This is a genomic window from Dokdonia sp. MED134, assembly GCF_000152925.2.
Classification (GTDB): domain Bacteria; phylum Bacteroidota; class Bacteroidia; order Flavobacteriales; family Flavobacteriaceae; genus Dokdonia.
The window spans coordinates 774,089-799,104 of record NZ_CP009301.1 but is presented as its reverse complement, the minus strand read 5'-3'; the positions used below and the strand labels follow the sequence as shown (position 1 = coordinate 799,104).

Below are 25,016 nucleotides of genomic sequence, written 5' to 3'. Positions count from 1 at the left end.
TTACGCTTTCGCGAAAGCGTAATTTTAATAATACAACGCTCCTTAATGATTGATTTACCTAAAATTGAAACCAAACGTCTTGCTGTAAAGCTCACTGCTAGAGCCGAAAAGCTTGTTAAACAAGGGCACCCTTGGGTTTTTGATAATAGTATTGCAAAACTCAATAAGGAAGGACAAGCTGGAGATCTTGCCATTCTTTTTGATAACAGGGCAGATAAGGTGTATGGTATCGCTCTTTATGATCCAGATTCACCCATACGTCTTAAGGTACTAAGTAGTACCCCAGCTACTGCAAATGAAGCATTTTTTAAGGATAAAATTCAAGTAGCTTTTAAAAAAAGAGCTAAACTCTTACGTACAGATACTAATAGTTATCGACTTCTTTTTGGTGAGAATGATGGTTTTCCTGGGCTCATTGCAGATGTGTACGATAACGTGATTGTAGTAAAAGTATATAGTGCTATCTGGTTTCCATACCTAGAGTTGGTATTACTCCATTTACTAGCTATTTCTCATACTGAGACTATGGTGTTGAGGTTGAGTCGTAATGTGGGTAAAGGCAATACTTACGGTCTTGCAGATGGACAGGTGATACACGGCGTACTTAAAAACGACGTTGTCACTTTTGTGGAGCACGGTGTAAAATTTTCGGCAAATGTGATTTATGGTCATAAAACAGGTTACTTTTTAGATCATCGCAACAACCGTAAGCGTGTGGGAGAACTTTCTAGAGGAAAGAGTGTACTAGACGTTTTTAGTTATGCCGGAGGATTTTCTATACACGCGCTTGCTGGTGGGGCAAAAGAGGTGGTGAGTCTTGATATAAGCGCACAGGCGCTAGAAGTGGCAGTACAAAACGGAAAGTTAAACCCGCATAAGGGTACACATAAAACGATGGCTATAGATGCTTTTGTGGGATTACAGCAACTCATAGATGAGCAACAGCAGTTTGATATTGTAGTGATAGACCCGCCTAGTTTTGCAAAAAGTGCGAGAGAAGTGCCTACTGCTAGAAATAGTTATGCAAGACTGGCGCAACTGGGAGCACAGCTCACTAAGAGAAATGGGTTACTGGTACTAGCGTCTTGCTCTTCTAGAGTGGAGGCTCAGGTATTTTTTGATATATGTGAGGCACATATAAGAAAGTCTAATAGAACTTTTAATGTAGAAGATAAAACATACCACGACATAGATCACCCTATAGGTTTTCCAGAAGGTGCTTATCTCAAATGTGGGTACTACAGGCTTAATTAATTACACTAAAAATAAACATATGCGTTGCCTACTGGTTCTTTTTGTATCGATAGCTATACTTTCTTGTAAAGAAGAAAAACCGCTTGTAGAAACCACTATAGAAGATGTAAATTTTATCCCTATACCTAATGAGGTAAAAGCGCACGCGTATGGTTTTCTTTTTGATATAGAAACAGTAATAGTAAGTGACACGCTCACAGAAGTTAGAAATGTGGCTAGTGATTTTAAAAAGTACTTTAAAACAACACCATTTTTAAAAGAAGCCGTACAAACCACCCAGAAAGAAGAAAATGTCATCTCATTTTCTCTGGTCTCTCCAGATAGTATTCAATCTGAAGAGGGTTATGTGCTAGACATAACGCATCATAAAATTGCCCTTGCAGGATCTACAGAAGCGGGAATTTTTAAAGGTGTGCAAACATTAACCCAGCTACTTCCAGACAGTCTTATAGCTGCTAAGCCTATGGATAGTCTTGTTATACCGGGTATACGTATTGTAGATGAGCCTAGATTTGCATATAGAGGGATGATGCTTGATGTAGCCAGACACTTTTTTACCGTAAACCAAGTAAAGCGTGTCATAGATCAAATGGCGTCTTATAAGCTCAACAAATTACACTTGCACCTTACAGATGATCAAGGATGGCGTATTGAAATTAAATCTTGGCCCAAACTTACAGAGATAGGAGGAAGCTCATCTGTACGTGATGAGAGCCCAGGCTTTTACACACAAGAAGATTACAAGGAAATAGTGGCTTATGCACAAAGCAAATATATTACGGTAATTCCCGAAATAGATATGCCAGGTCATACTAATGCAGCTCTTGCATCATACCCAGAGCTTAATTGCAATGGCAAAGCAACAAAACTTTATAGAGGTATGCGTGTAGGCTTTAGTACGCTATGTGTAGATAAAGAAATCACGTATAAGTTTATAGATGATGTAATAAGAGAAGTAACAGAAATAACTCCTGGAGAGTATATACACCTAGGTGGTGATGAATCTCACGTTACTTCAAAAAAGGACTATAATATATTTTTAAATAAGGTTTTTCCTATCGTAAAAAAGTATGGTAAAAGTGTTGTGGGCTGGGAAGAAATACAAAGTGCAAATATAGATAGTACCTACGTAATACAGCACTGGCAAAAAGAAGCTACCGCTCAAAAAGGAATCGATAAAGGGGCAAAAGTGATTCTCTCACCGGCTAAGAAGATGTACTTAGATATGAAATATACAAAACTGTCTCCCATAGGTCTTACTTGGGCGGGTATGGTAGAGGTAGATAGTGCTTACATCTGGCAGCCGTCTTCCATATTTAAGGATATAGATACCTCGCAATTACTAGGTTTAGAATCACCATTATGGGCAGAGACAATACAAACATCAGACGATATTGAGTATCTGGCTTTCCCTAGAGTTATAGGACACGCAGAATTAGGCTGGAGTAATCCAGCAAATTATAATTGGGATAATTACCGAGTGAGATTACAAAAACACTATGCTAGAATGGAGATATTAGGTATAAATTTCTATAAATCTCCACTTATTCATACTTCCCTTAAGCAGTAGTTCTGCGATTATCATACTTTAGTTGCTCACTTATAGCCCATTTTACAGCTTCTTCTAAATCAAAGAATTTTTTAATTTTTGATTTGAAAAATAAACGTTCTAGTAAAATATTAGATCGTTCTTGCTGGCTGTATGATACCACAGCAAATGCACTAATAGAGTTTCTTGCTTTAAAAAACTTAAGCCAGTCTTGAGGAACAAGTGAGTATGGATGTACTCTGTTAGAAATATAAGCTACCTTTTGACCTACACCATAGTATGACTCTGCAATAGCAATAATTTCTTGAGCCATCTCCCAGTCAAATAACACACCTTCTTTTATTTCTGAGATAATAAAATTATCAAAGAAGTAAAAAGTGCCGTTATCAAGAATGTAGATGTCTTGTAATTCGTAATTAAGATTTGATTCGGATACTAACATATGTCAAAATTAAATCTTTAGTAATAATCTTAAATTTAAAGATTTTAAGTGAGTATGTCAATAGATAATAGGTTTAAAGTTATCGATAAAGTACTATAAATGAGTAAAATATTGTGTTATTCACAGCCACTAGTGAACCCTGTTGCATCAAAAGAGGTTTGAACAATACCATCTCTGTCACCAGTTATGACTTGTATAATAAGATCATTATCACCACTACCATCACGTTTTGGGCTACAATATTCAAAAAGATAGAAACTATTTGCCTGCCCAGCGACTCCGTTTGATATGTCATTAAAAACAGCTTCCAGTTCGTTACTATTTTCGGCAAAAGCGCTACCCGTTTTACCTATAGCTGTGAGAACCTCCTCATCTATTTCTGAGCCTAAACCTATGGTAAAAAAACTTATTTCTTCTCCGGCGTTACTTACAGCGTCTAGTGCTTCTTGCTCACTATATCTAGCAGCTTGATCTGTTCCATCTGTAAATATTACGACAGATGCAGCTGCAAATAAATCTTCATTTTCTAAGGTTTCTACAATATTTTCGGCATTTGTAGCTGCTTTTATTACCGCTCCATACAAATCTGTAGAAGGGTCATTACTTATATCATCTGTAACGCCATCTATAGCCTCTTGAAGTTGAGTAGCGCTCGTAGTGAGTGGTTGTAACTCGTGTAGTACATCTTCTCCATCAAACCAATATATAGCCATTTTAAAAGATTCTGTAGGTACGGCTGGCATCACATTAGTAATAAAACTGGTAGAGGCCTGCTTTAATTCTTGTAGACTTGAACTCAACACGCTGTTACTTAAATCAAGTACAAGGAGTGTGTTGTTTGAAAATATTTGAGCATTAGGAGATATCGCGGCAGATGCTTCTGAGCTAGAAATCTCATTATAACAATCATCATTACGACCTTGTTCAAATATGGTAAAGTTAGAAGGAGTTAATCCGGCCACAGGGCTTCCATCTGTGCCATTTACTTTAAAAAACACAGAAACCTTAGAGGGTAAGGTTGTGTATGATTCTTGAATTGTAATATCTAATTCTTGAGTGCCTAAGTTAAGGCAGGCTATGCTATCATCACCACCTCCGTCATCGTCTCTTGAGCTACAAGAGGTGAAAATTGAAATACTTAAAAGGGCAAAGATTGCGATGTATAATTTCATAATTATTCATTTGGGATTGATGCTTAGAGAACGTCTTACTTTTCTATTTATTTCTTCCATTCTGTAATGTATACATCTTTTTCACTACTCAATTAAGGGCTAATGAGTTGTAAATATTTTATATTTGAATGTTGGTAAAAGTGATTACGCTTTCGCGAAAGCGTACTAATAGTAACTAATGGCACACTTTGTGTAATACCCTAAATACATAAAGTCATATTGTAAAAACGTATTACATCCCTTGAAAACCTTTTCTCCCATAACGTTATCTCTCATTGTAGCATTGCTACTTGTATGCGTTACAACCACTGCCACAGCACAGATAGATGCGCCCAGAGCCTCTATAGAAATAAAAGGAGAACAACCCAATGAGGTGCCTACAGAGGTTTTTATGTCACCTACAGCTCCAAAAAAGGATAACACGATACAGTCTGGATCTCTTGTTTTTAAGAGTAAGATAAAGTTAAGCGACCCTTTTGCTGCAAAAGAAAAACGTGAAATCAATCTTATAAAAGGAGACGATTTTGCAAAAAAAGACTTTAGTGCACTTGAGAATAAAATGAATAACTCAAATGCAAAAGATAAAGAAAAGTTAAGGCCAGAGTATTATAGAGATCAATATCTAGGAGATTTTAAAAGTGGTTCTAAGTTTGTAAACTTTACATATCGTGATCACGGTACTGTAGATGGTGACCTTGTGAGTGTAAGCGTTAATGGTACAGTGGTTCACCCTCGTATCTTTTTAGAAGGAGAGTTTCAAGGTTTTTATCTTGATCTTGTAAAAGGGTTTAATAAAATAGAAGTAAAGGCTTTAAACCAAGGTTCTGTAGGAGCAAATACTGCACAGTTTGTGATGTATGATGATGAGCGACAGGTCATCTCGTCAAACTCTTGGTTTCTTGCTTCTGGATTTACCGCTACCGTTATTATTGTAAAAGAAGAGTAGTCTACTCCTCAAAAGATTGCATAGATACCAGTTTGTGGTACATTCCTTTCTGATCTATTAATTCTTGATGTTTTCCTTGTTCTACAATTTCACCTTTTTGCATTACCACAATCTCATCTGCATTTTGAATAGTTGAGAGTCTGTGAGCAATCACAATAGAGGTGCGATTCTTCATCATATTTTCTAGTGCCTTTTGCACGAGACGCTCACTCTCTGTATCAAGAGCAGAGGTAGCTTCATCAAGTATCATAATAGGCGGATTTTTAAGCACTGCTCTCGCTATAGACAGTCGCTGCTTTTGTCCACCACTTAGTTTATTACCACTATCACCTATATTAGTGTCAAGACCCTCTGGAAGCTCTTTTACAAACTCCCAAGCATTTGCAATTTTAAGTGATTCTATAATTTCCTCATCTGTTGCAGTTGCTTTACCTACAATCATATTATTGCGTAGAGAATCGTTAAATAGAATAGCATCTTGTGTTACAATACCTATATTTTTTCTTAAGTCTTTAAGAGACATATCGCGTATGTCTACCCCATCTACTGTAATATCACCAGACACAACATCATAAAAACGGGTAAGTAGGTTTGCAATGGTACTCTTACCAGAACCAGATTGGCCTACCAGTGCAACTGTTTTGCCTTTTGGGACATTAAGTGTGAAGTTCTTAAGTACTAGTTGCTCTTCATACTTAAATGAAATATTATTAATTGCAATAGCCTTTGCAAAGCCTTCTACTGGTGTTGTTATGTCTTTATTTGTAATCGTATTTTCTGTTTCAAGAATTTCTAGAATACGTTGCGCAGAGGCATTACCACGTTTTACACTGTAACTAGCTTTAGAAAATGCTTTAGCCGGGGTTAATATCCCATAAGCGAGTCCCATAAATGCGATAAATGTAGGGCCATCTAGTGTTTCTTCTGTAAGCACCATATTACCACCAAACCAAAGTAAAACACCTATCACCACAATTCCTAAAAACTCACTTGTAGGCGAGGCAAGAGCCTGGCGTTGCATTAAACTGTTTGCATAATCATTAAAGCGCTTTGTGCTCGTGTTAAAACTATTTTGAAAACGATCTTCGGCATTAAAACTTTTTATGATTTTGAGTCCGCCTAGAGTTTCTTCTAGTTTTGATAAAATCTCTCCTTGCTCACGTTGCACACGGTCAGACTTCCTTTTGAGTCTTTTACCTATAAGTGATATTACAAATCCCATAATAGGTATAAATGTAAGTACAAATACTGCCAGCTGCGGGCTGAGTAAAAACATAGTTCCCAGCGCAAATGTGATGGTAAGAGGCTCTCTTACAATGAGCTCTAGTATGCTTAAAAATGAATGCTGTACCTCCTGAACATCTGATGTGACACGAGCAATGGTGTCACCCTTGCGTTTTTCTGTAAAGTATGCCACAGGTAGTGAGACAATTTTCTCATACATAGCATTTCTAATATCCATCAAGACGCCATTTCTTAAAAAGGTAATGAAGTACATCGCTAGATAACCAAAAAGGTTTTTGAGTAAGAATACCGCAATCACAAAGCCTATCATTAGCGTGAGGGCTTGCACTTTATCATCTTTTGCAATTTCTGTAACATAATACCCCAGAGAGTCTTCCATAAAGTCTTTTGCTTTGAGGAGGCCGTTCCACTCTGGTTTTTCGGTAACTGTTTTTGTTTTATCAAAAAGGACCTGTAGCATAGGTATAAGTGCTACAAATCCTAAGGTGCTAAATAATGCATAAAAGACATTACAAATGATATTGAGAATCCCATATCCCTTGTAAGGCATTGCGTAAGAAATAATCTTCTTAAAATATTCCATAAAGTATGTGTGCGCTTTCGCGAAAGCTAAAAAAGTTTAAACCCCTAATGCAGTTTTTATACCAGCAATGCGTTTTTCTAGTATAGCAGAAACACTGTCATACTCTCCTAGTGTAGTAAGCGGAGTATGGACGCTTATATAAAATTTGATTTTGGGTTCTGTACCACTTGGTCTAGCAGCTACTTTACTACCATCTTGAGTGTAATAAATAAGTACGTTAGACTTAGGTATGTCAATGGTAGTAGTCTTTCCCGTGGTTAGATCAAGTGATGTAGACGCTTGATAGTCTTCTACGCGAGTTACCTTACTGCCATTTATTTCTTGCATAGGGTTCTCGCGTAGGTCTTTGAGCATTTGTTTTATTTCGGCTGCGCCAGATTGTCCTTTTTTTACAAGTGAGATAAGCGTTTCTTGATAAAAGCCGTGCTTTAGGTAAAGCGTTTTAAGTTTTTCAAACAGTGTTTGTCCATTTTTCTTTGCTTCTGCTGCAATCGTACAAGCGAGTAGGGTAGCAGTTACGGCGTCTTTATCTCTCACAAAATCACCTACCATAAAGCCAAAGCTTTCTTCACCACCACCTATAAAGTGTTGCTGTGGGTAGTCTTCAATCATTTTTGCTATCCACTTAAAGCCAGTAAGTCCAGTTTTACACTCTACATCGTAAGAGGCAGCAAGTACGTCCATCATAGGTGTAGATACGATTGTACTCCCTACAAATGGTTGTGGGTGCTGGTTTGCGCTTTCGCGAAAGCGTTCTAATAAATAATCTGTCATTAAGATCATAGTCTGGTTACCGTTGAGTATGGTAAGTTTACCATTATCACCTCTCACAGCTATACCCAGGCGATCACAATCTGGATCTGTACCTATCACTATATCTGCTCCTTCTTTTTCTCCTAGCTCTAAAGCCATTTTAAGAGCAGCAGTCTCTTCTGGGTTAGGAGATACCACGGTAGGGAAGTTACCATCTGGCACTTCTTGTTCTTTTACAATAGATAGGTTTGTAAAACCAGCCTGCTTTAACGTGTCTGGTACTAAAGTTATAGAAGTCCCGTGTAAAGAAGTAAATACGATACCTAAATCTTCTTTGGTTTTATTGTCAAGACCAAAAGATACCTTTGCAACACTTGCGTCTATAAAAGCTTTATCTACTGTGGTGTCAATACGTTCTATGAGATCATCATTACCCTTAAACTTTATATCACTAAAGTCTAATGCATCTATGGTTTTAATTATTGCAGCATCTTGTGGTGGCACTAGTTGTCCTCCATCTTGCCAGTATACTTTATAACCGTTATACTCTGGTGGGTTATGACTCGCAGTGAGCACGATACCACAGTGACAGTTTAAGTGTCTCACAGCAAAGCTAAGCTCTGGTGTAGGTCTCAGGTCTGAAAATAAGAAAACCTTAATGCCATTTGCCGAAAATACATCTGCTACAACTTGTGCTAGTTCTTTACTATTGTGACGACAGTCATAAGCTATGGCGACACTTATTTGCTCATCTGTAAACTGAGTATATAGGTAATCTGAGAGTCCCTGAGTGTTTTTACCTAGGGTATACTTATTAATTCTATTGGTTCCTGCGCCCATAACACCGCGCATACCTCCTGTACCAAATTCTAGATTTTTATAAAAACTATCTGCGAGCTCATCTGGGTTATGAGCTATGTTATCTTTAATGCTTTGTTGTGTCTGTGCATCAAAAGTATCAGTAAGCCAGGCATTTGCCTTTTCTAAAATTGCAGGATCGTGGTATACCATAATATTCTATTTGTTAGAGTAACAAAAGTACGGTTTTGTGTTAATTTTTATCGGGAAATACCAATTTCTCATAAATAGATTTGATATTTGACAGATGCCACTTAAAAGTCTAACATTAGTTTTTCTGTTATTTACCACTGTTGCGTTCAGTCAACTAGAGGCATCAAAGTGGCATTTTGGTAATGGGGCAGGGTTAGATTTTCTGCAGGGTTGTGCAATGTCATTTAACGGCAATGCGATGAATACTATAGAGAGTAGTTCCTCTATGTGTGATTCATTTGGAAATTTACTTTTTTATACAGACGGAGTTACAGTTTATAATGCTAGTGATGGTATTCTGGCAAATGGCGAGGGTTTACTAGGGCAGTTTTCTTCTACTAATGGGGCGTTAATAGTACCAGAGCCAGGTAGTACTTCAAGATATTATATTTTCACGGCAGATGCGGTTCAAAATTATCAAGCCACAGGTCAAGGTTTAGGAATTAATTATTCTATTGTTGATATGAATGCTTCTGGAGGACAAGGTGCAGTAGTTATAAAAAATATAAACATTCTTAATGAAGGTTCAGAAAAACTGACAGCCGTGAGGAGTCAAGACGGATACTGGATTTTAACGCATTATGAAGATCGGTTTTATGCATACCCGTTAACCGTGAGCGGTGTAGGTAGTCCTGTTGTTACCAATATAGGTCCAGATGTATCAGACTACAATAATATAAGGGGTGCTCTAAAGTTTTCGCCAGATGGGTCTAAAGTAGCAATTTGCCATACTTATTTTGAGCCAGAGCTTATGGGAGAGATATTATTATATTCATTTGACCAAAATACAGGAGTCTTAAGTAATGAACAATTGCTGGGGGATGATATTGTATACTATGGCGCGTCATTCTCTCCAAATTCCCAAGTGCTCTATAGTACTGGAAAGGAACCTATTAATGGGGGACAAGATACTGGAAACTCTAAGGTATTTCAATATGATTTACAGGCAGCAGATATAATTTCATCTCGAATAGAACTCGCAGATTATCTATCAAGTCCATTTGTGAATCTAGCAGGATTATTGCAACTAGCAATTGATGGAAAATTATATCACAGCCTTGGGGGGGCAAAATTATCTGTTATTTCATTACCTAATAGAGTAGGGCAACAATGTAATTTTCAATTTAGGGCTGTAGGTGTAGGGATTAACTCATCATCAATAGGTTTACCAATTACTAATGAGATGTACTATAGAAATATTATTGAGTATGAGGAATTGTGCGGCGGTGATGAAACCTCCTTCACTCTCAACTCATCTCAAAGCATTAGTAGTGTACTTTGGAATTTTGGCGACCCAGGATCAGGTTCTTTAAACTCCAGTGTTGATATGACACCAATTCATATTTTTTCAGAGGTAGGAACTTTCACTGTGACTGCACAGGTGACATATACTTCAGGAGAAGCAGAAGTGTTTAGTGTAATTATAAAAAATGTTATTGCACCGCTACTTGCTCCGGCAACGCTGTTTCAATGTGATGTAGATGGCAGTCCAGATGGTATTAGCCAGTTTAATTTACTTGAGGCGTTAGATGTTATTTTTGTACAAGATGTGTCTGATACTTCAGGTTTAAATCTTCGTTTTTTTGAAACTCAACTTGACGCTGAGCTTTCTCAAAACCAAATAGAAAACGCTACTAGTTACTCAAACTTATACAGTGGTCAAATAATTTATGCGAGTGTTGCACTGACCCTAGATTGTACCAGAATTACAGAAGTGACACTTAGTGTTGATGCTGGAGATCCGCTTGAGGATTTAGAGGTTTCAGTGTGCGTATCCTCTCAAGGTGAAAACTCGGCTGTTGTAGAAGTGTCAAATATTATTGATGTAATAGCATTGATATATCCTGACACTCTCATAAGGCTTTACGAAACTCCAGAGTTTGCAGGCTTACAAACAAATGAAAAGGAGGGGTCGATATTGTATGATTATACTAACCCTAACATTTTATATTATAGACTAGGAGAGCCAGATGAGTGTATAGGTATAGGTAAAGCTGTAATAACATTAGGTGAGCCTCTAGACTTAGAAAACCAGGAACTCGTGGTTTGTTTTACAGAAGAGGGCACTATATTAGAAGGTCCAGAAGGGTTTATGGAGTATGAGTGGAGTACGGGAGAGACCACAAAAGATTTATTTATAACAGAAGCTGGAGTTTATACACTAGATGTCACCTTATTTGCAGGTTGTAGTGGTTCACTATATTATGAAGTTGTAGCAGGACCTCAGTTACAAGTAGAGGTTAACGTTAATGACTTTTTACAGAGCAATACAATAACTATAGATGCTTATCTAGCAGAGGGAAATATTTATTACAGTATAGATGGAGGTAGTACTTTTAGTACGTCTAATGTATTTACAGATTTGCCTCCCGGTATCTATCAAATTGCTGTGAGAGATGAGGTGGGTTGTAATTATATTACAAGAGAGGTAGAAGTAAGGGGAGCGCCTAAGTTCTTCACGCCTAATAGCGACGGCTACAATGACACTTGGCACGTTATAAATGCTCAAAATTATCCAGGATTGACCGTAGAGGTATTTGATAGATTTGGAAAACAAATGACCTCACTCACAAGTAACTCACCAGGATGGGATGGTACCCACAACGGTAAAAAGCTAGAAACCAATACCTACTGGTATAAAATCACCTATGAAGAAAGAACTACTTATGGTTTTTTTACTTTAATAACAAGAGGTGATTTATAGAGTTTCTTTTATGTGATATCGCTGCTTTTCTCTCTTTGTACGTAAGATGAGTTCTCCTATAAAACCAGCTATAAATAGTTGTATACCTATAAGCATAGAAACAAGAGAGATATAAAACTGTGGTCTTTGTGTAATGAGCCTCCCGGCTTTATTTAAGAATAGCTTATCAATACCTAAATATGCTGCAAAGCCAAAACCTACTATAAACATCACCACGCCCAGTGCCCCAAAGAGGTGCATAGGTCGCTTACCAAAACTACCTAAAAACCAAATAGTCAACAGGTCAAGAAAACCGTTTAAAAAACGTTCCATCCCAAACTTAGTCTCCCCATACTTGCGAGCTTGATGCTGTACAACCTTCTCACCTATGTTAGAAAAACCAGCATTTTTTGCCAGTACAGGGATGTATCTGTGCATCTCACCATATACATCCACCGTTTTTATAACTTCATTTTTATAAGCTTTAAGACCGCAGTTAAAGTCGTGTAGTTTAAGACCACTTGTTTTACGAGCGGCGGCGTTAAAGAGTTTTGAAGGTAAGTTTTTTGCAATTACAGAGTCGTAGCGCTTCTTTTTCCAACCAGAGACAAGATCATAATTTTGTTCTGCAATCATTTTATAGAGCTCAGGGATCTCTTCGGGGTTATCTTGAAGGTCTGCATCCATTGTGATAATTACATCACCTTCGGCAGCTTTAAAACCAGCGTGTAGCGCTTGCGATTTCCCAAAATTGCGATTAAAACGTATCGCTTTTATGTTGTTACGCTTTCGCGAAAGCGTACTTATCACCTCCCAAGAGTCATCTGTACTGCCATCATCTACAAATATGATTTCATAAGAAAAACCATTGGAATCCAGGGTTTCTGAAATCCAATGGTGTAATTCATTTAGTGATTCTTCCTCATTAAGTAGAGGGATAACAACAGATATTTGCATATGTATTTTCTAAGCGTCTGCGTGTGGGTTCTCTTTCTTTAATATTAATCCAGCTATAAGCGATATGATAAAACCAAAAAACAGAGACATCATTATAGCTACTGGTAACATAAAGCTAATCTTTGTGAAAGGCTCTTGAAAAGAAATAGATTGTTCTAATTGTGCATCACTCATATCTGGGTACATCTCGATTATTTGATCACGAGTCGCATCTAGCGCAAGTTCAGAATAATTAGGTTCTAGCACTTGGGTGAGTATAAGAATCCATATACCTCCTAGCAGTGCTGCTATAAGTGATACACCAAGTCCAATTTTTATCGCTTGGCCAAGCTTCATAAAGCCACCATTACCTTGTTTAAAAGCTTTTAGAGCCATTACGATTATAATGATTGTAATCACAAAGTTTAAAACACCTAGTGACCAGTGTGGTGCAAGAAAATTATCTGTGACATAAAGTACAACATTGAAGAGTATAGATATTACACCAAGTACGACACCGAATTTAATCATTACATCTTTGATAGTAGTCGTGTTTGTAGTTTCAATTTTCATAATAGTATGATGGTTTGGTTATGACTAGTTAGTACACAAAGATACAATATCGTTACATCGAGCCTATAAAAATCGTAACTTCGTATAATAGGTGAGAATTATTTTAAATAATAGTTGTAGTTTTTTAAAAATTATGTAAATTTGCACCTCGAAAAATCGAATATTAAAGCACTGAATTAAGATGAAAGCAGGAATACACCCAGAAAATTTTAGAGTAGTAGCATTTAAGGATATGTCTAACGATGAGGTGTTCTTAACTAAGTCTGCTGCAGATACAAAAGAAACAATTGAGATAGAAGGAACTGAGTATCCTTTAATCAAACTTGAAATCTCAAGAACGTCACACCCATTCTACACTGGTAAAGCTAAGCTAGTAGATACAGCTGGACGTATTGACAAGTTCAAAAACAAATACGCTAAGTTTAAGAAGTAATTCTTATACTTTAATTTATAAAAAAGCCTCTTTATTCAAAGAGGCTTTTTTTTGTGCAAAAAATTAACATATTTAGCACAATAATATTTTTCTATAGATATTAGTAAAAATAACGCAACCTATAAGTAGATAGCAGTCTTATAGATATAAACAAACATTCAATAATCATCAATTAAATTTTATTTATGAAACAATCACACATAATCCTCTCAATTTTATTACTTCTATTTTTAGTGAGTTGTAATAATGAAGAATTAGACGACTTTAATTTTATAGAAGATGTAAGTGAAGAAATAGATAATGAAGATACTACAGATGATCAAGAGGTGAGCGATGACCCAAATACTGGTGATGATAACGATTCTAACGATGATCAAGAAGAAGAAAATCAGGATGAAGAAAATCAAGATGAAGATGATACAGATCAAGATTTCTTTCTTGAAGAATTTGTCACGCCAGAAGGCGATATATATTACACAGGTACTACAGATTGTACAAGCACAGGCGAATATGTTATAGACCCAAATAAAGTCTTAGAAAGTCTCACTATCTCAGATGATTTACCAGAAGAACAAGATTTATCATCCTACCTTCCACCTGTAGATACTCAAGGGCAACAGGGTTCTTGTGCATCTTGGGCAACAACCTATTACCTTAAATCTTTTCAAGAACGCATAGCAGCAGAAACTACTGGGATCAATGAATCTATTGTATTTAGCCCTTCATATACTTATAACCAGATAACCCAAGGCATTTGTGAGGGTACAAGTTATGAAAGCAACTTAGAAATACTTAAAAATAAGGGAGCCATTTCTTTAGGGTTATTTCCATATCAAGACAACACTTGTTCTATACAGCCTACAGATGCTGAAGATCAAATTGCACAAGACTATAAAATTTTAGATTATTTTTATTTAAGTGGCAATAATATGGTGCTTGAGATGAAAGAATTAATATATACTCAAAAACCCATTCTTATCGCTGCATTCTTAACAAGTGATTTTGGTGAAATAGATGATTTTGGTCTTACTGCTTATCGAGAACATATTGTAGATTATAGCGTTCCCGGTGCTTGTCACGGTATGTTGGTCGTGGGTTACTCAGATCAATATAATGCTTTTAAGGTTGTAAACTCTTGGGGCCAAGATTGGGGTGATGCTGGCTTTGTATGGATAGATTATGCGGCGTTTGAAAATGTGAGTAATCCATCATCTACATTTAGAGTCATAAGTCAAGCAATAGTGGTAGAAGATCTTTAATCGTAGGATACAATATATTTAGATAACCTAACCGTCTTGTAAAATATTATGGTTCTTTTTTATAGAATCTACATCTGTTAATCTGTGCAAAACCGCTTCAAATTCTTAAATTTGCAACCTTTACATACTACCAGAAAACTATGTTTGATAATTTAAGTGATAAGTTAGATAAAGCCCTCCACGTCTTAAAAGGACACGGAAGCATTACAGAAGTAAATGTAGCCGAAACTCTTAAGGAAGTACGTCGTGCGCTTATAGATGCAGATGTTAACTTTAAAACTGCCAAAGAATTTACAAATCGTGTAAAACAAAAGGCACTAGGATCTGACGTATTAACGACTCTTCAACCGGGTCAATTAATGGTTAAGATAGTAAAGGATGAGCTTACAGAGCTTATGGGAGGTGATGCTGCAGGCATAAACCTTTCTGCAACTCCGTCTATTATCCTTATGTCTGGGCTGCAAGGTTCTGGTAAAACAACCTTCTCTGGTAAACTGGCAAACTTTCTTAAAACTAAGAAGACTAAAAAACCACTTCTAGTAGCCTGTGATGTATATCGTCCAGCGGCAATAGACCAGCTACACGTAGTGGGAGACCAGATTAAGGTAGATGTATACTCAGACCGTGATGAGAAGAACCCTGTAAAAATTGCTCAAGATGGTATCGCTTTCGCGAAAGCAAACGGTCACAACGTAGTAATCATTGATACCGCAGGTCGTCTAGCAGTAGATGAAGCAATGATGAAAGAAATAGCAGATGTACACACTGCTATACAACCACAAGAGACACTCTTTGTAGTAGACTCAATGACAGGTCAAGATGCTGTAAACACAGCAAAAGCCTTTAATGATATTCTTAACTTTGACGGAGTTATACTTACAAAGCTAGATGGTGATACACGAGGTGGAGCAGCAATCTCAATAAAATCTGTAGTAGATAAACCTATTAAGTTTATAGGTACAGGAGAAAAGATGGAGGCTATAGATGTCTTTTATCCTTCTCGTATGGCAGACCGTATCTTAGGTATGGGAGATGTTGTCTCACTAGTAGAGAGAGCACAAGAGCAGTTTGATGAGGAAGAAGCTAGAAAGCTTCAAAAGAAGATAGCAAAGAACCAGTTTGGTTTTGACGATTTCTTAAAGCAAATCCAGCAAGTAAAGAAAATGGGTAATATGAAGGACCTAATGGGTATGATCCCAGGTGCCGGAAAAATGCTCAAGGATGTAGATATAGATGACGACGCTTTTAAACATATAGAAGCAATTATACATTCTATGACACCAGGAGAACGTGAAAACCCTTCTACTATAAACGCAAGTCGTAAAAAACGTATAGGAAAAGGATCTGGTACCTCTGTACAACAAGTAAACCAGTTGCTCAAGCAGTTTAACCAAATGAGTAAAATGATGAAAATGATGCAAGGCGGCGGTGGCCGAAAGATGATGCAGATGATGAATCAAATGAAATAGATTATAGACAAAGGCATCCTTAAAGGATGCCTTTGCTCTTTTATATACCTAACTAATCAAAATAATAAGTAGTCACTTATGGTAATTCTCGACGGTAAAAAAACCTCAAACGACATTAAAAACGAAATCAAAGCCGACGTTGATAAGATGAAGGCAAATAACGAGAAGGTGCCTCACCTTGCTGCAGTAATTGTAGGTAATGATGGTGCTTCTCTTACTTACGTAGGTAGCAAAGTGCGCGCTTGTGAGCGTGTAGGCTTTGAGTCTACTATGGTGCGTATGCCTAATACCACTAGTGAGATAGAGTTGCTAGATAAGATTGAAGAACTTAATGATAATGATGATATAGATGGTTTTATCGTACAGTTACCATTACCACCACAAATTAATACTCAAAAAGTACTATTAGCAGTAAATCCAGATAAGGATGTAGATGGTTTTCACCCTACAAACTTTGGAAAGATGTCACTAGATATGAGTACGTTTATACCTGCAACACCATTTGGGATATTAGAACTTATGGATCGTTATGGTGTAGAGACTAAGGGTAAGCATACTGTGGTTATAGGTCGTAGTCATATAGTAGGAAGACCTATGAGTATACTTATGGGGCGTAAAGGTTTTCCAGGAAACTCTACGGTGACATTAACCCACAGTCACACAAAAAATATAACTCAGATTACTTCACAAGCAGATATTATTATCACCGCATTAGGTGTCCCTGGTTTCCTTAAGGCAGAGATGGTAAAAGATGATGCAGTAATTATAGACGTAGGTATCACACGTGTGCCAGACGAGTCTAGAGAGAGAGGGTATTACATCACTGGTGATGTAGATTTTGATGCTGTAAGTAAGAAAGCTAGTTTTATTACCCCAGTACCTGGTGGAGTAGGACCTATGACTATTGCTATGTTACTTAAAAATACATTACTAGCAAGAGAGCGTCACAGAGCAATGTCTAAGAGTAAATAATTAATTATGCTTTGCTGCCCCAAAAAATATGGGGATAGCAATCATAAGCATAGTAGCAATGCCTAGTAGCGTTACAATCCAGTTGTAACGCTTTGTAAACAGTCTAGATATTGCATATATAATAATGGTCGCAATGCCTATAATGATAGGTATGTAAACAATAGACTGTGAAGACTTCTGTAGCGTTCCATAATCGCTGTATGATAGCATTAAGGAACTTAGAAATATAAAAAAGCCCAAGGTGATTAGATTCCACTTTGGGCTTTTGCTTTTTTGATTAAAACTCATATTAATTGTATGCTTTTACATCTGTAAAGTAGAGCCTAAAACTACCATCTTCACTTTTATGATCTGTAGCAATCTGTAAGCCATTTATATCTTCATAACCCTCAAAAGTGGTAATCATAGACGGCTCGCTAGCATTTGCTTTTCTAAAAACCCACTCTGTGATACGGTAATCATCACCGTAGTAAAAATCATAAGCATCTCCTGGTGTATAACCACCTTCATCTCCATAAAGTAGGGTTAATTTATGACTACGCTTTCGCGAAAGCGGACTCATAACACTATCATTTACAGTTACTGTTGTCCCTTCATCCCATAATATCTGGTAAGGTGCTAGTAGCCAGTATTTGTCATTTATAAAACCTTGGTCTGCCGCCATAGAGGTGCTGTCTACGCTTGCACGATTGTAAGTAACAGTATCGCTGGCAGCGGTCATTGTGACTTCATTTTGTTTTGGTTTCCAAGACCAAGAACGTTTTGCAACGGTATTACCACCGCGATCTACATTAAAGGTAAAGTCTAGCTGGGTGATGTTATCCCAGTTTTCTATACCATTTGCATAGGCAATTTTTTCGGCTTCGGTAGTGGGAGTAAATGTTACTTCTGCTTCATCTTGAGTAGCTGTTGCTGTTTTTGAATTTTCATTACAACTTATAGTTATAGCAAAAAGAGATAGTAATGCGATGTATTTTTTCATAGTGGTAGTTATCTGATTCAAAAATAACCAAAAAAAAGCCCCAATACATTATGTATGGGGCTTTGATAGCTGTAGAGTACCTTATTCTACTATAAGAACGTTATCTGTAGCTGTTTTGTTAAGTGGGCAGAAGTATACGTACTCACCTTTTTTAAGTGTGGTAGCGTTTGAGCTACCTGTCGTATTGTTGGGTACAACGGCAGTTACATAAGCTGTTTTAATGTGATTTTCTGGATTTGAAATGTCTTTACCTTTGGGTACTAAAACAAACCCTACATCTGTACCTACGTTGTTATTTGCAATAGAGAAGGTGTAAGTTCCCTCATTTACAACAATTTGTTTTTGAGTAAACTCACCTTTAGTTTGCTCTAGGGCAATAACTTTAGTAGGAGCGTCTTTCATCATTTTATCTTGCGCTTGTGCTGCAAATGTTACAGATAAAAGTAAAACGAACATTGAGATTAATTTTTTCATAGCAATTTTTTCTTTTTTTTTGATTTTTAGCCTTCAATTAGGAAGCTTTGTTATTAATAACCTCTTTGACGCTGGTTTTACAATGCACTTACAAGTTTTATAGAATTTTAAGAGTAAAACGCTGTAACCTATTTAAAATGAGTGTATTTAATTTTTATTTTTTTTTTAATGTAAGATCCATAACAGGTGTTTGTATCGTATAATAATTGTAAATGCTATTTGAGCGTATAAGGTTTCGTTTATAATAGATTAATAAATAGCCATCATTATCTATACCCTCCTCTGGATAACAAAAGGTCTTAGCACTATATGCTAAGACCTTTTCTAATTTTAAACCATAAAAAAAGCCTTTCTTATTATAGAAAGGCTTTTTGTTTATATGTATAGATGATTAGTCTACTGCGTTCTCAACATCGTCTACTGCATTTTCAACAGCATTACCTACTTTTTCTCCAGTTGTTTTTTCTCTACAGCTAGAAAATGAAAGTGTAAATATGGCTACGGCTACTAGTGTTAAAAATTTCTTTGTCATAATGTTTGATTTTAATGGTTACTTGTTTTTTTTTTGATAATGTACTTCTATGTAAAAAGGAAGTTGTCATTCATTATCTTAAATTAAAAGTACATTGGTTTTTGAGCAACCCGTTTTGACTTAACGATATTTAACATCAAAATCATAAAAAAAGAAAAAAGACGCTAGCAAGGTAAATGCTAGCCTTATTGACATTATTAATTTTGAGACGTTAGATGTAGTGACCATTTTTTTACACCTGCTTGTAGTTTATTTGCGGCTCTATATAACTGCTTTGCCCTTTTGTCTTTAGGTTGATACACGTCCTCAAGGTTATTACATAGAGATAATATCTTTTCTACACGTTCTTCTATGGTGTTTTTAAAAAACAATTTTTTGCCATAATCTACTGTAATAGAAGCTTCGGCGATGGTCATAGGTAATGATAATGCGCTTGTAGAAATATTTTCTGTAAGGTGTGCTGCTAGCTTTCTTTGCTTTAAGCATCTCCATTTACTGGCGCATAAATTGTTTTTAGACAGCTTTCGCGAAAGCGTAAAAAACGCAACAGCATCTCTATAAGCTGTACACTGAGATGCGTCTTTGTGGTTTGCGAGTTGTATGTCTTTTACAGTAAGCATTGTGTACGTAAAAATACAAGCTTGCTTTGAGATGCTTATTTAATTTTTTAAGTCAATAGATGGTATTGCTTAATAATAAGTGTATTTTTAACTATAAACTTTAAATACTATGATTGATTCTTTAAATAATCGCATTTTACAATGTTTGCAAGAGGATGCTAGGCAGTCTAATACTGCTATAGCAAAAAAGGTAGGCGTGAGCTCTCCAGCAGTGGGTGAGCGCATACGTAAAATGGAAGATGCAGGTATTTTACAAGGGTATAAAGCAATAGTTAATCCAGAGGCAATGGGCTATCAACTTAAGGCTATAATAACAATACGAGCATTTATGGGTAAGCTTAAGCCTTTTATAGAAAATGTAAAAAAATGGGAAGAGGTAGTAAACTGTTATCGCATTACTGGAAATGAGAATATAGTGATGGAAGTTGTACTACGTAACCAGAAGCATCTAGAAGAGCTTATAGATAGAGTGATTACCTATGGTGAGTCAAAAACCCAGATTGTATTATCTCACGTAGTGTCTTATAATCCTATTGTTAAATAAGGTCATCATCATCTCCATCATCCCAGTCGTCTTCTAAGTCTCTTAAGAAGGACTTACTGTCAAAACTCATTGTATCTACAGGATCATCATAAGATACTCCAGGTGGATTAAATAATCCCCAGCGATCTATTATAAAGTTTTTTGTACTAAAAGATTGCACCCACTCTGCAAAGAGTGGTCTAAACTCTTCGACTGCATCATAAAGTAGTTCTAAGTACTCTGCTTCTTTATAACCAGAGGCTTGTAATCCCTTACTATCTGCAATAATTTCTTTTGCTGCTTTACGTATAATGGTCGCATTTTCCATTTTATGATCGTAAAGATCAGTACTATCTGCCGTAGCGATTTCTGACGGAATAAGAAGTGCATTTTCCATCATTTGTCTCGTGTATCGTTCGTACAATCTAAGCTTATAGTGAGTGCTAGGATGAGGGTCGTCAAGGTGTATGCCCTCTATAATATGCTCTACAAGGTGCAGTATTACAAGAGCTTGTTTAAAAACAGGTAGTTTTCGCCACTCGTCTAGTTCACTGTTAAAACGTTCATCTTCGTCATTTATCATAAATTGGCTAGTAAAGTTGGTAATATTAGATCCAATCGGTGATAATTACCTCGAGGTTCCTTATAAATGTACGGCTTATTTGGCTTCTAAGTTCCTTGTAATGCCGTATGTAAGGTACTTTTCGACAAGTAGATATAAACACCCGATGAGCGGATAGCTTTTTCTATTTTAAAAAGTATTTGTACGTATTACGACACAGTTGTAACTACTTTATTTACCTAAATATGATATCCTGCAGCTCTCTTGAGTAAAAAACACAACAGATTAATACTGTTAAAAACTCCGTTATTTTTTGTCGAATTATATAGCCGGTATCTTTGTATAATTATGCTATTTTTGCCTATGCAAAATAACGTTCTCATCTTAGACTTCGGGTCTCAATATACGCAGTTAATAGCACGACGTGTGCGTGAGTTAAATATCTACTGCGAGATTAAACCATTTAACAATCAACCTAAAGATCTGTCTTCTTACAAGGCTGTAATCTTATCTGGGTCTCCACACTCTGTACGTAGTGAAGATGCACCGCATCCTGACCTTTCAGAGATAAAAGGGAAAAAACCCTTACTGGGCGTATGTTACGGAGCGCAATACTTAGCACAATTTTTTGATGGAGAAGTAGGGCAGTCTAACACACGTGAGTATGGTCGTGCAAAACTGTCTATGGTAGAAGAGGGTGAAACCTTTCTAGAAGGAGTATCTACGGGTAGTCAAGTATGGATGAGTCACAGTGATACCATAAAAAAATTACCAGCAGGAGCAAAGCGCATAGCCTCTACCCACGATGTAGAAAATGCAGGGTATAAAATAGAAGGTGAAGATACCTATGGTATACAGTTTCACCCAGAGGTATATCACTCTACAGATGGGAAGAAAATATTAGAAAACTTCTTAGTAAAAATCGCTGGTGTAGCGCAAACCTGGACACCAGATGCCTTTGTAGATACCACTGTGGCAGATCTTAAGGATAAACTTGGAGAGGATCGCGTGATACTTGGTCTCTCAGGAGGTGTAGATAGTACTGTTGCAGCGACACTACTACATAAAGCAATAGGAAAAAACCTGTATTGCATCTTTGTAAATAACGGTCTATTACGTAAAGATGAGTTTACTCAAGTACTTAAACAGTATGAAGGTATGGGGCTCAATGTAAAAGGAGTAGATGCTTCGGCACGCTTCTTGGAAGCACTTGAGGGAGAAAGCGACCCAGAGACAAAGCGTAAGGCTATTGGTCGTGTTTTTGTAGAAGTTTTTGATGATGAAAGCAAGCTCGTAGAAAATGCCAAATGGCTTGGGCAAGGCACCATCTATCCAGATGTGATAGAGTCTGTAAGTGCAACAGGAGGTCCTAGCGCTACCATAAAATCTCACCACAATGTAGGAGGTTTACCAGATTTTATGACACTAGAGGTAGTAGAACCTCTTAGAATGTTATTTAAAGATGAAGTGCGTAGAGTAGGAGCAAGTATGGGATTATCTCCAGAGCTTTTAGGTAGACACCCTTTTCCGGGACCTGGTCTAGCTATTAGAATACTAGGTGATATTACTGCAGAGAAAGTACGCATACTACAAGAGGTAGATCATATATTTATAAGTGGTCTTCGTGAGTGGGGATTATATGATAAGGTATGGCAAGCAGGAGCAATGCTTCTCCCAGTAAACTCTGTAGGAGTAATGGGTGACGAGCGTACCTATGAAAAATGTGTAGCATTAAGAGCTGTAGAGAGTACAGATGGTATGACGGCAGACTGGGTAAATCTTCCTTACGAATTTTTACAAAAAGTGTCTAACGATATAATTAATAAGGTAAAAGGCGTTAATAGAGTAGTATATGACATAAGCTCTAAGCCACCAGCCACTATAGAGTGGGAATAAAATATGAATATGACTAAATATATTGCAGCAATAGCGGTTGTTTTTTGTTTCGCTTTCGCGAAAGCGAACTCAACCACAGCAGTTTCAAAAGCATCTAGTAGCTTTTTTCAAAAATTTATATCTCACCAAGTAAAAGGAGGTGAGACTGTAAAGGATATTGCAAAGAAGTACGGTATAAGTGAGAAGGAAATCACAAAGCTCAACCCAGATGCCAAGAAGGAAATTTATGACGGTCTAGTTCTTATTTTACCAGCCTCTTCACAAGTAACCACGCAAGTTGTAGAACAAGATAATCTTACCTTTAAGACACATAAAGTAAAACGAAAGGAGACGCTTTATAGCTTATCAAAACGTTATGGTGTGCCTCAAGATGTTATAAAGAGATATAACAAGCGTTTATATAGTGAGACTCTTAGAAAGGGCGATAAACTACGTATCCCAACTAACTATAAACCAGAAATAGTTACTGAGTCTGTAGTATCACTTCCAGAGTCTACAACAGCCGCACTAGAGCAAACCACACATAAGGTAATTGCAAAAGAGACTAAATACGGTATTGCTAGAAAGTACGGTATCACAATAGCAGAGCTAGAGCAGGTAAACCCACAAGTAAAAGATGGTCTTAAAATTGGCGATGTGATTAATGTGCCTAAGGCAAACTTTGCAGAAAGTACTATTATTAATAATGAAAAGTATGCTTTTTATGAAGTTAAGAAAGGCAATACAATGTATAGCTTGCTACGTTCTTTAAACCTTGAAGCAGATGAGCTTCTAACACTCAACCCAGCACTAGATGAAGGTCTTAAGGAAGGTATGATACTTAAAGTACCTAAGGGAAGCCCAGGGTCAGATAATCCTACACCTGCATATGGCGATACCTCTGCGCAACCAGAGGTGATAATGGTACCTGGAAAGAAAGGTAGTCTTGAAACTAGCCTAACAGATTTTTCTACAAAAAGAATAGCGGTAATGTTACCTTTTGGTGTAAACCGTGTTTCAAGTGATAATATAGAGACTAATGAGGATTTACTTAAAAATGATCGTATACTACGTTTATCATTAGATTTATATAGCGGTATCCTTATGGCCGCAGAAGATGCAAAAAAAATAGGTATATCTGCAAGTATAGATACCTATGACACAGCATATAACCGTAAGGATGGGAAGGCAGTAAATGCTAGAAAAGTAGAGACTATTATACAGTCTAATGATTTTAACGGTGTTAATGCTGTAATAGGACCTCTTTTAGGAAGTAATATAGATCGCGCTTCTTCTATGTTATCCTCGCGTAATATTCCTGTAATATCCCCTATATCTAATAAGGTAATCGGCCGCGGTAATATATTTGTCTCAAAACCTAACGATGTATTGTTAAGAGACAAAATGCTATCATTCCTCAAAGAAAATGGAGAGGGCAAAAATATTGTCATTATTGCAGATGCTAAAAACGGAAGTACAAAATCTAAAATTAAGGCACTTTTCCCAAATTCTAAGACTGTTGCCCCTAGATCTGGAGATAAAGGCTACTTTTTATATCCAGATGATATCCCGAGTCAACTCTCAGACGAGCTTGAAAACTGGGTGTTCTTAGAGTCTAACGATGTACCATTAATAAGTAATGTTACGACTAACCTAAATGCTCAAGTGGGGGTTCGTAAGATCGTATTACTCACAACAAATAGAGGTAGTGCATATAATAGTGACGAGATACAACACGAGCACTTAAAAAATCTTTCATTTCACTTTCCATCAGTAGAGAAGGAATATAAGTATAAAGATGTAAAAGCCTTTGTAGATAATTATGAGACTAAGTATGGAGTGAGCCCAAGTAAAGAAGCCATACGTGGTTATGATCTTATGTATGACACACTACTACGTCTAGCTTATGCTCAAGACTTATATAGTGCAGCTTCTTCTGGAGTAGAGACAGACTATATAGAGAATAAATTTAAGTATGATAGAAGAGGTGCAGGTGGTTTTTCTAACCAGGCAGTGTACTTGATAAAATATACAGACACGTTGCAACTTGAAGAAGTCGTGACAACATCTTTATTAGAAGACTAGTTGAAGTTGATCATAAACTATAATAAAAGGGCGATTGAGTAATC

23 protein-coding genes are annotated in these 25,016 nt (G+C 36.8%); 11 read left to right on the top strand and 12 right to left on the bottom strand.

The features are described from left to right. The first annotated feature begins 45 nt into the window (after positions 1 to 45). Both MED134_RS03510 and MED134_RS03505 read left to right on the top strand, forming a co-directional pair. Positions 46 to 1,254, top strand: a complete 1,209-nt coding sequence (locus MED134_RS03510; RefSeq protein ID WP_021778744.1) for a class I SAM-dependent rRNA methyltransferase — start codon at positions 46 to 48, stop codon at positions 1,252 to 1,254. Positions 1,255 to 1,273: 19 nt separating this feature from the next. Further along, positions 1,274 to 2,824, top strand: a complete 1,551-nt coding sequence (locus MED134_RS03505) for a family 20 glycosylhydrolase (protein WP_021778745.1) — start codon at positions 1,274 to 1,276, stop codon at positions 2,822 to 2,824. On the opposite strand, the gene MED134_RS03500 is transcribed toward MED134_RS03505, so the two are convergent. After that, positions 2,814 to 3,245 (bottom strand): hypothetical protein, encoded by a 432-nt coding sequence (locus tag MED134_RS03500; protein ID WP_021778746.1) that lies wholly within the window; start codon positions 3,243 to 3,245, stop codon positions 2,814 to 2,816. The genes MED134_RS03505 and MED134_RS03500 overlap by 11 nt on opposite strands. 116 nt (positions 3,246 to 3,361) lie before the next feature. After that, on the bottom strand, positions 3,362 to 4,417 hold the full coding sequence (locus MED134_RS03495; RefSeq protein ID WP_021778747.1) for a vWA domain-containing protein: 1,056 nt from the start codon (positions 4,415 to 4,417) through the stop codon (positions 3,362 to 3,364). Between the two features lie 241 nt (positions 4,418 to 4,658). Between MED134_RS03495 and MED134_RS14655 the strand changes: the two genes are divergently transcribed. Then, positions 4,659 to 5,363, top strand: coding sequence for a hypothetical protein (locus MED134_RS14655; protein WP_021778748.1), 705 nt, complete (start codon positions 4,659 to 4,661; stop codon positions 5,361 to 5,363). A 1-nt stretch (position 5,364) separates the two neighbouring features. On the opposite strand, the gene MED134_RS03485 is transcribed toward MED134_RS14655, so the two are convergent. Together MED134_RS03485 and MED134_RS03480 are read right to left on the bottom strand one after the other, a co-directional pair. After that, entirely contained in the window at positions 5,365 to 7,191 is a 1,827-nt protein-coding gene (locus MED134_RS03485; protein WP_021778749.1) for an ABC transporter ATP-binding protein, read from the bottom strand. 36 nt (positions 7,192 to 7,227) lie between these two features. Continuing rightward, a complete protein-coding gene (locus MED134_RS03480; RefSeq protein ID WP_021778750.1) occupies positions 7,228 to 8,955 on the bottom strand; it encodes a phospho-sugar mutase in 1,728 nt (575 codons plus the stop codon). 94 nt (positions 8,956 to 9,049) lie between these two features. Here MED134_RS03480 and MED134_RS03475 point away from each other — a divergent pair, with 94 nt between their 5' ends. Then, complete coding sequence (locus MED134_RS03475; protein WP_021778751.1) at positions 9,050 to 11,698, top strand: T9SS type B sorting domain-containing protein; 2,649 nt, start codon at positions 9,050 to 9,052, stop codon at positions 11,696 to 11,698. Here MED134_RS03475 and MED134_RS03470 read toward each other — a convergent pair. Continuing rightward, positions 11,693 to 12,634, bottom strand: coding sequence for a glycosyltransferase family 2 protein (locus MED134_RS03470; protein WP_021778752.1), 942 nt, complete (start codon positions 12,632 to 12,634; stop codon positions 11,693 to 11,695). The two genes, MED134_RS03475 and MED134_RS03470, sit on opposite strands and share 6 nt — an antisense overlap. A gap of 9 nt (positions 12,635 to 12,643) precedes the next feature. Continuing rightward, entirely contained in the window at positions 12,644 to 13,186 is a 543-nt protein-coding gene (locus MED134_RS03465; protein ID WP_021778753.1) for a DUF4199 domain-containing protein, read from the bottom strand. Between the two features lie 181 nt (positions 13,187 to 13,367). On the opposite strand from MED134_RS03465, the gene MED134_RS03460 reads away from it, so the two are divergent. The 4 genes from MED134_RS03460 (at position 13,368) to MED134_RS03445 (ending at position 17,319) form a co-directional block, all read left to right on the top strand. Beyond that, on the top strand, positions 13,368 to 13,619 hold the full coding sequence (locus MED134_RS03460) for a type B 50S ribosomal protein L31 (RefSeq protein WP_021778754.1): 252 nt from the start codon (positions 13,368 to 13,370) through the stop codon (positions 13,617 to 13,619). A gap of 185 nt (positions 13,620 to 13,804) precedes the next feature. After that, on the top strand, positions 13,805 to 14,878 hold the full coding sequence (locus MED134_RS03455) for a C1 family peptidase (RefSeq protein WP_021778755.1): 1,074 nt from the start codon (positions 13,805 to 13,807) through the stop codon (positions 14,876 to 14,878). A 140-nt stretch (positions 14,879 to 15,018) separates the two neighbouring features. Then, positions 15,019 to 16,347 (top strand): signal recognition particle protein, encoded by a 1,329-nt coding sequence (gene ffh / locus MED134_RS03450; protein WP_021778756.1) that lies wholly within the window; start codon positions 15,019 to 15,021, stop codon positions 16,345 to 16,347. Positions 16,348 to 16,425: 78 nt separating this feature from the next. Next, positions 16,426 to 17,319, top strand: a complete 894-nt coding sequence (locus tag MED134_RS03445; RefSeq protein ID WP_021778757.1) for a bifunctional 5,10-methylenetetrahydrofolate dehydrogenase/5,10-methenyltetrahydrofolate cyclohydrolase — start codon at positions 16,426 to 16,428, stop codon at positions 17,317 to 17,319. Here the strand turns inward: MED134_RS03445 and MED134_RS03440 are convergent, their stop codons facing one another. The 5 genes from MED134_RS03440 to MED134_RS03425 form a co-directional block, all read right to left on the bottom strand. After that, positions 17,320 to 17,529, bottom strand: a complete 210-nt coding sequence (locus MED134_RS03440) for a hypothetical protein (RefSeq protein WP_148305627.1) — start codon at positions 17,527 to 17,529, stop codon at positions 17,320 to 17,322. It lies immediately after the preceding gene. A 79-nt stretch (positions 17,530 to 17,608) separates the two neighbouring features. After that, positions 17,609 to 18,301 (bottom strand): hypothetical protein, encoded by a 693-nt coding sequence (locus tag MED134_RS03435; protein ID WP_021778759.1) that lies wholly within the window; start codon positions 18,299 to 18,301, stop codon positions 17,609 to 17,611. Positions 18,302 to 18,382: 81 nt separating this feature from the next. Further along, entirely contained in the window at positions 18,383 to 18,775 is a 393-nt protein-coding gene (locus tag MED134_RS03430; RefSeq protein ID WP_021778760.1) for a hypothetical protein, read from the bottom strand. Positions 18,776 to 19,166: 391 nt separating this feature from the next. Further along, a complete protein-coding gene (locus MED134_RS15315) occupies positions 19,167 to 19,307 on the bottom strand; it encodes a hypothetical protein (protein ID WP_021778761.1) in 141 nt (46 codons plus the stop codon). A gap of 197 nt (positions 19,308 to 19,504) precedes the next feature. Continuing rightward, positions 19,505 to 19,927, bottom strand: a complete 423-nt coding sequence (locus MED134_RS03425; protein WP_021778762.1) for a hypothetical protein — start codon at positions 19,925 to 19,927, stop codon at positions 19,505 to 19,507. Positions 19,928 to 20,036: 109 nt separating this feature from the next. On the opposite strand from MED134_RS03425, the gene MED134_RS03420 reads away from it, so the two are divergent. Next, on the top strand, positions 20,037 to 20,471 hold the full coding sequence (locus MED134_RS03420; RefSeq protein WP_021778763.1) for an Lrp/AsnC family transcriptional regulator: 435 nt from the start codon (positions 20,037 to 20,039) through the stop codon (positions 20,469 to 20,471). On the opposite strand, the gene MED134_RS03415 is transcribed toward MED134_RS03420, so the two are convergent. After that, positions 20,464 to 21,033, bottom strand: coding sequence for a hypothetical protein (locus tag MED134_RS03415; RefSeq protein ID WP_021778764.1), 570 nt, complete (start codon positions 21,031 to 21,033; stop codon positions 20,464 to 20,466). The genes MED134_RS03420 and MED134_RS03415 overlap by 8 nt on opposite strands. 342 nt (positions 21,034 to 21,375) lie before the next feature. Between MED134_RS03415 and guaA the strand changes: the two genes are divergently transcribed. After that, positions 21,376 to 22,908: a glutamine-hydrolyzing GMP synthase gene (gene guaA / locus MED134_RS03410; RefSeq protein WP_038600862.1), complete on the top strand. Its 1,533-nt coding sequence runs from the start codon at positions 21,376 to 21,378 to the stop codon at positions 22,906 to 22,908. A gap of 9 nt (positions 22,909 to 22,917) precedes the next feature. Then, a complete protein-coding gene (locus MED134_RS03405; protein WP_158407696.1) occupies positions 22,918 to 24,972 on the top strand; it encodes a LysM peptidoglycan-binding domain-containing protein in 2,055 nt (684 codons plus the stop codon). The last annotated feature ends 44 nt before the right edge of the window (positions 24,973 to 25,016 follow it).